The 5,810-nt window shown below is 71.4% G+C and carries 7 protein-coding genes; 6 read left to right on the top strand and 1 reads right to left on the bottom strand.

What is annotated here, in order from left to right; genetic code table 11:
- The 5 genes from AXW62_RS24640 to AXW62_RS45180 form a co-directional block, all read left to right on the top strand.
- Window positions 1-842, top strand: an 842-nt coding sequence (locus AXW62_RS24640) for a beta-ketoacyl-[acyl-carrier-protein] synthase family protein (protein WP_289306023.1), incomplete at its 5' end; no start/stop codon positions are given.
- A complete protein-coding gene (locus tag AXW62_RS24635; protein ID WP_060946424.1) occupies window positions 839-1,441 on the top strand; it encodes a hypothetical protein in 603 nt (200 codons plus the stop codon). The genes AXW62_RS24640 and AXW62_RS24635, both read left to right, overlap by 4 nt.
- Window positions 1,438-3,129 carry a 3-aminoavenalumate diazotase gene (gene avaA6 / locus AXW62_RS24630; RefSeq protein ID WP_060946423.1) on the top strand — a complete coding sequence of 564 codons (1,692 nt, stop codon included), beginning with the start codon at window positions 1,438-1,440 and terminating at the stop codon, window positions 3,127-3,129. Before AXW62_RS24635 ends, avaA6 begins: the two co-directional genes overlap by 4 nt.
- On the top strand, window positions 3,126-3,638 hold the full coding sequence (locus tag AXW62_RS24625; RefSeq protein ID WP_060946422.1) for a hypothetical protein: 513 nt from the start codon (window positions 3,126-3,128) through the stop codon (window positions 3,636-3,638). Before avaA6 ends, AXW62_RS24625 begins: the two co-directional genes overlap by 4 nt.
- On the top strand, window positions 3,635-3,880 hold the full coding sequence (locus tag AXW62_RS45180) for an NAD(P)H-binding protein (protein ID WP_060946421.1): 246 nt from the start codon (window positions 3,635-3,637) through the stop codon (window positions 3,878-3,880). Before AXW62_RS24625 ends, AXW62_RS45180 begins: the two co-directional genes overlap by 4 nt.
- Before the next feature lie 3 nt (window positions 3,881-3,883).
- Here the strand turns inward: AXW62_RS45180 and tnpA are convergent, their stop codons facing one another.
- The gene (tnpA, locus tag AXW62_RS24615) at window positions 3,884-4,300 is read right to left on the bottom strand and encodes an IS200/IS605 family transposase (protein WP_060946420.1); all 417 of its coding nucleotides are present in this window, start codon (window positions 4,298-4,300) and stop codon (window positions 3,884-3,886) included.
- A 25-nt stretch (window positions 4,301-4,325) separates the two neighbouring features.
- On the opposite strand from tnpA, the gene AXW62_RS24610 reads away from it, so the two are divergent.
- Window positions 4,326-5,549 carry an RNA-guided endonuclease InsQ/TnpB family protein gene (locus AXW62_RS24610; protein ID WP_060946425.1) on the top strand — a complete coding sequence of 408 codons (1,224 nt, stop codon included), beginning with the start codon at window positions 4,326-4,328 and terminating at the stop codon, window positions 5,547-5,549.
- Window positions 5,550-5,810 lie beyond the last annotated feature (261 nt).

Genomic DNA, 5,810 nt, shown 5'->3' with positions numbered 1-5,810 from the left:
GGCCTGGGGCCGTGTCGGCGGGGGCCGCGCCCGTGGAGACCGTGCCCGCGTGGCAGGCCGAGGCCCTCGCGGACGCGCTCGGCCTACGCGGCCCCCGGCTGGCGTTCACCAACGCGTGCGTGGCCTCGGCCACCGCGGTCGCGCACGCCTGTGCGCTCATCGCCTCCGGCCGGGCCGACGTCGCGGTCTGCGCCGGGGCGTACCTGGTCGAGGAGGAGAACCTGGCCAAGTTCGGCTCGGGGTTCGCCTTGTCCGGCGACGGGATGATGCGGCCGTTCTGCGCCGACCGCGGCGGGCTGCTGCTCGGCGACGGAGCCGCCGCCGTCGTCCTCGAATCGGCCGAGGGCGCCCGGCGCAGAGGAGCGCGTGCGCTCGGCGCGCTCACCGGCTGGGGCGCCGCCTCCGACGCCCACCACATCGCGCGGCCGCATCCGGAGGGCGCCGGGCTGGTCGCCGCCGCGCGGCGGGCGCTGCGGCGGGCGGGCGGCCCGCGGATCGACTACGTGAACGCGCACGGCACCGCGACCACGTACAACGACCCCGCCGAGACCCGGGGGCTGCGCACGCTCTTCGGCGCGGACGCGGACCGGGTGCCGGTGAGTTCGACCAAGAGCACGACGGGACATCTGCTGGAGGCGTCCGGAGTGGTGGAGCTCGTGATCACCCTGCTCGCGCTGAGGGACGGCGTCCTGCCGCCCACCGCCGGATTCACCGCACCGGATCCGGTGTGCGACCTCGACTACGTGCCGAACCGGCCGCACAAGGCGGACCTCCGGCGGGCGCTCACCGTCAACGCGGCGTTCGGCGGCGCCAACACCGCGCTGATCCTGGAGCGCGCGTGATCGCCGCGATGGCCGACGCGTCCGCGCCGCCGGTCGCCGGGTTCGTGGAGTCCGCCTTCAGCCCGCTGGTCCACCAGGCCGTCCAGCGCTGTCTGACCGCCCGGCCGGGCGACGGTTCCAGGACCGCGATGGTCCTGGCCAGCACCATGGGGGACGCCACCACCCTCGACCTCGGCAGCCGGCTGCTGGCCGGCGGGCAGCCGCACAATCCGCTGCTGTTCATGCAGAGCACCGCGAACGCGGTCCTCGGCCGGCTCAGCCGCGAGTTCGCCGTCACCGGACCGCTGCTCAGCCTGTCCACCCTCGCCGATCCGGCCGCCGAGCTGCTGGCCACCGCGGAACTGCTGCTGGAGGACGAGGAACTGGACCGCGTGGTGCTCATCGGGGTCGAGCTGACCGGCACCGAGCGCACCGCCGCGGCCCACCGCGCACTGCGCACCGGCCCGCCCGCCGCGGACCTGGCCGTGGCGATCGTGGTCGACCGGGACGATCCGCTCGGTCACCTCCGGCACGACGTCCCGTCCGCCCCCTCAGCCCCATACGGCACCCTTCGCGGCCTGGTCGAGCTGGCCGCCCGAATCCAAAGGACACAACCATGATCACCAAGCGGGAACGCGCGCAGATCAGCAAGGACGCCGCCCTGGGCGCCGGGAATGTGATCCACCGGCTGAAGGCGTACGGCAGACCGCTCGACGAGCAGGTGCTGTGGACCGACGCCACCTGGCGGGCCCCGGACGGCAGCCACCCCGAGATGCTGACCCTGGGCGAACTGCACGAGACCGTCGAGACCTACGCGAGCTGGTACCACGCGCGGGGCGTCCGGCCCCGCGACCCGGTGGCCATCCAGACCTACTCCAGCACCGAGTTCGCCATCAACTACCTCGCGCTGACCTCGCTGGGCGCGATCCCCTCCTTCGTCAACGGCAACCTCCGCCCGGAGACCGCCCGCGCGTACGTGCGCCGCCAGGGAGCGGTGGGCGCCCTCACCGACCAGGCCCACCACTCGGTCCTCGCCCCCGACCGGGCCGAACTGGACCTCGGCTTCTGCGCCACGGCGGCCGACATCACGGCGGCGAGCCGCGGGCCCCTCCCGGCCGGCTATCCGTACGCCCACCACGCCACCGATCCGGTCATCATCTCGCACTCCTCGGGCACCACCGGAATGCCCAAGGCCGTGCCGCACACCCACGAGACCCTGCTGTACGCGCAGTTGCACCGGCTGAAGCTGTCGGTCGGCTCCGCGATGGGCAGGCTGCTGGTCGCGCTGCCCGGCTCGCACAACGCCGCCGTCTCGGTCATGATATTCGGCTTCCTGCTGCGCTCGCCGGTTCTGATGCTGTCCAGCCAGCGCGGTGACGACGTGCTGGACGCCATGGAGTCCTTCCGTCCGACCACGGTGTTCGCGTTCGCCGGAACCTACGGGGAGATGGCGGCGCAGGACCTCGCCGCCCGCGACCTGTCCAGCGTGGAAGCCTGGTACAACACCGGGGACGCGGCCCACGAGTCGCATATCAGGGCGCTGATCGCCCTGGGCAGCCATGAGACGGTCGGCCGGGACCTGAAGCGGTGCCGGGTCCCCGGATCGGTCTTCACCGACGGGCTCGGCTCCTCCGAGACCGGCTACTCGCTCTTCCACAACGGGCACAGGCCCGGCCGGTCCTCGTTCTCCCGCTGCGTCGGCAAACCGATGAGCTTCGCCGAGGCCGCGGTCCTCTCCGAGGACGGCACCCCGCTGCCGCCCGGCGAAGTGGGCCGCCTCGGCGTGCGCTCGCCCACGCTCACCCCCGGCTACTGGAACGACTCGCTGACCTTCCACCGGCTGCGGCTCGGCGGCTACTGGCTCACCGGCGACCTGTCCTACCGGGACGAGGAAGGCAACTTCTACCACCTGGACCGGGCGCCGGACGCGATCCGCACCCGCGAGGGCATCGTCTTCTCCACCCGCACCGAGGAGGTGCTGCTACGCGAGCTGCCCGAGCTCGAGGACTGCACGGTGGTGGCGGTCGCGCCCGAGGGCGTGCGCGCGGACTGGGACGGTGACGGCACGGCCGACGCCTACGTCCTGCTGCAGGTGCGCGCGGGCGCCGCGGCGGCCGACGACGCCCACTGGAGCGCCAGGGTCGGTCAGGTGCTGTCCGCCGCGGGCTTCCCGCCGCTCACCGGGGCGCTCCGGATGGACGCGGGCGATGTGGTGAAGGGGGCCACCGGCAAGGTGCTCAAGCGGGAGATGCGCGAACGCTTCCGGGCCCGGGTGGCGGACGGCGAGCTGACCGGGAAGGCGCGATGACCACGGCCGACCGGACGGGCCCCCGCCCGAGGACCATGGACGTGTACCGGCAGTGGTGGCTGCACGACGCGCGCTGGTACCAGGGGGTGGCGAAGAGGTTCGGGCACGCGGTGGCCAACGAGATCAACGCCGAGGCGCTGCGGTACGTGGCCGTCCAGGTGGGCAAGCGGATCGCCCGCCAGTACGGCGGAAGGCCCGCCGCCGACCTCGAGGAACTCCGCTGCCGGTACGACGCCTGCGCCGAGTGGATGTTCCCCGGCGAACTGCGCGACGGCGGAACCGCGGTGCTGCCGGACGGGGAGATCGAGCTGACCATGCGGCAGAACTTCGCCGTGGCCATGGTCCGGATGGCCGGTTCCCTCGACGGCTACGCCTGCCCGTGCACCGACATCCACGCCGGCTGGTCGGAGGGGCTCGGGGTGGAGCTGACCCGCAACTGCGCGACCGCCTGTCTGCGCGACGGCGACCCCGCCTGCCGGTTGCTCATGCGGATCGGGGACCCGGCATGACGGCGCGGGTGCTGCTCGCCGGAGCCACCGGGGTGATCGGCCGCGCTCTGGTCCCGCTGCTGCGTGCCCGTGGCCACCAGGTGACCGCGCTGGTCCGGGAGCCGTCCAGGGCGGCCGGTGTGGAGCTGGACGACATCGTGGTGGCCGACGCGCTGGACGCCGGGGCGGTGCGGGCGAGCCGGAGAACGTGGTCGCGTGTGGCACGGAGCGTCGGGAGGGCTTCTCCCGGCGGAGCCGGGTGATGCTCACACCGGCCGGTTCTGCTGTTCGATGTACTGCCTGATCATGGAGAGCGGGGCGCCGCCGACGGTTCCGGCGAAGTACGAGCCGGACCAGAGCTTGTTGGCCCGCCAGTAGTGGCGCACCAGGTCGGGGAACTCCTGGCGCAGGCGGCGGGAGGAGACACCCTTGAGGGAGTTGACCAGTTTGGTCACGGCGACCTTGGGCGGGAAGTTCACCAGTAGGTGGACGTGGTTGTCCTCGCCGTTGAACTCCACCAGGTCGCACTCGAAGTCCGTACACACCGAACGCATGATCTCCTCCATCCGTCTCACATGGGCATCGGTGAACACCTTGTGCGGGAACTTGGTCACGAAGACCACGTGCACATGCATCACGAAAGCACCGTGGCGGCCAGTTCTGATCTTCTGCGTCTCACCCATAACCCAGGTATGTAGGGTGACGGTCATGCAGCTCAGGTACAGCTTCCGCCTGCGCCCGGACGCCTACCAGCAGAAAGCGTTGGCGAAGGCGTTCGGGTGCTCCCGCGTCGTGTTCAACGACGCGGTCCGTGCCCGCGAGGACGCCCGCCGGGCCGGGCAGCCGTTCCCGACGGCCGGTCAACTGTCCCGGAAGCTGATCACCGAGGCGAAGCGGACACCCGAGCGGTCCTGGCTGGCGGAGGTCTCCTCGGTCGTCCTCCAGCAGTCCCTGCGCGACGCGGAATCCGCCTACAAGAACTTCTTCACCTCCCTCAAGGGCGAGCGCAGGGGCGCGAAGATGGGTGCGCCCCGGTTCAAGTCCCGCAAGGACGCCCGGCAGTCGGTCCGCTTCACCGCCAACGCCCGCTGGAGCATTACCGGAAGCGGCCGCTTGAACCTGCCGAAGATCGGCGCGGTGAAAGTGAAGTGGTCCCGCACGCTGCCCGCCACCCCTACATCCGTCACCGTCATCAAGGACGCGGCCGGCAGGTTCTTCGCCTCCTTCGTCATCGACACCGACCCGGCCGCCGACGCGACACGGATGCCCGAAAGCGACCGCACCATCGGCATCGACCTCGGCCTCACCCACTTCGCGGTCCTGTCCGACGGCACGAAGATCGACTCCCCGCGGTTCCTGCGGCGCGCGGAGAAGAAACTGAAGAAGGCCCACAAGGAGCTGTCCCGCAAGCAGAAGGGATCGAAGAACCGGGCCAAGGCCCGCCTGAAGGTCGCCCGCGCCCACGCCAGGGTTGCCGACGCACGCCGCGAGTTCCACCACCAGCTCTCCACGAAGCTGATCTCCGAGAACCAAGGGATCGCCGTGGAGGACCTGACGGTTGCGGGACTCGCGCGTACCAGGCTGGCCAAGTCCGTGCACGACGCCGGATGGTCCTCGTTCATCGGCATGCTGGCGTACAAAGCGGAACGGTACGGCCGCACCCTGGTCAAGATCGGCCGGTTCGAACCGACCACCCAGACCTGCTCCACCTGTGGCGTCAAGGACGGCCCCAAACCCCTGAACGTCCGGGAATGGACCTGTGGCGCCTGCGGCACCGTCCACGACCGGGACCACAACGCCGCGATCAATGTGAAGACGGCCGCCGGACTGGCGGTATCGGCCTGCGGAGCGCCGGTAAGACCAGGAGCAATCCCGGCACAGCGCGAGGAAACAGGAAGCCACGGATTCCCGACCGAACCCCGTGCCGCGTAGCGGCACGGCAACGATCGAGAAGGCCAGAATCCTCGGGTTTCAGCCCGAGGAGCAAGTCAACACCGTGACGGCGCGATCGGCGCCGCCGTGGCGCGGGGGAGGCTGCCGTTGCCGGAGCCCGCGGCCGGGGTCACCTCGTTCCTCCACGTCGAGGACGCCGCCCGGGCCGCGGTGTCCGCCGTGGAGGCGGACACCGGCGGGGTGTTCAACGTGGTGGACGACGACCCGGCCGAGGCCGCGGTCTGGCTGCCCGAGTACGCC

This window comes from Streptomyces hygroscopicus subsp. hygroscopicus, from assembly GCF_001553455.1.
Classification (GTDB): Bacteria; Actinomycetota; Actinomycetes; order Streptomycetales; family Streptomycetaceae; genus Streptomyces; species Streptomyces hygroscopicus.
Note: the sequence above shows the minus strand (reverse complement) of the source record. Positions and strands in the feature narration are given on the sequence as shown.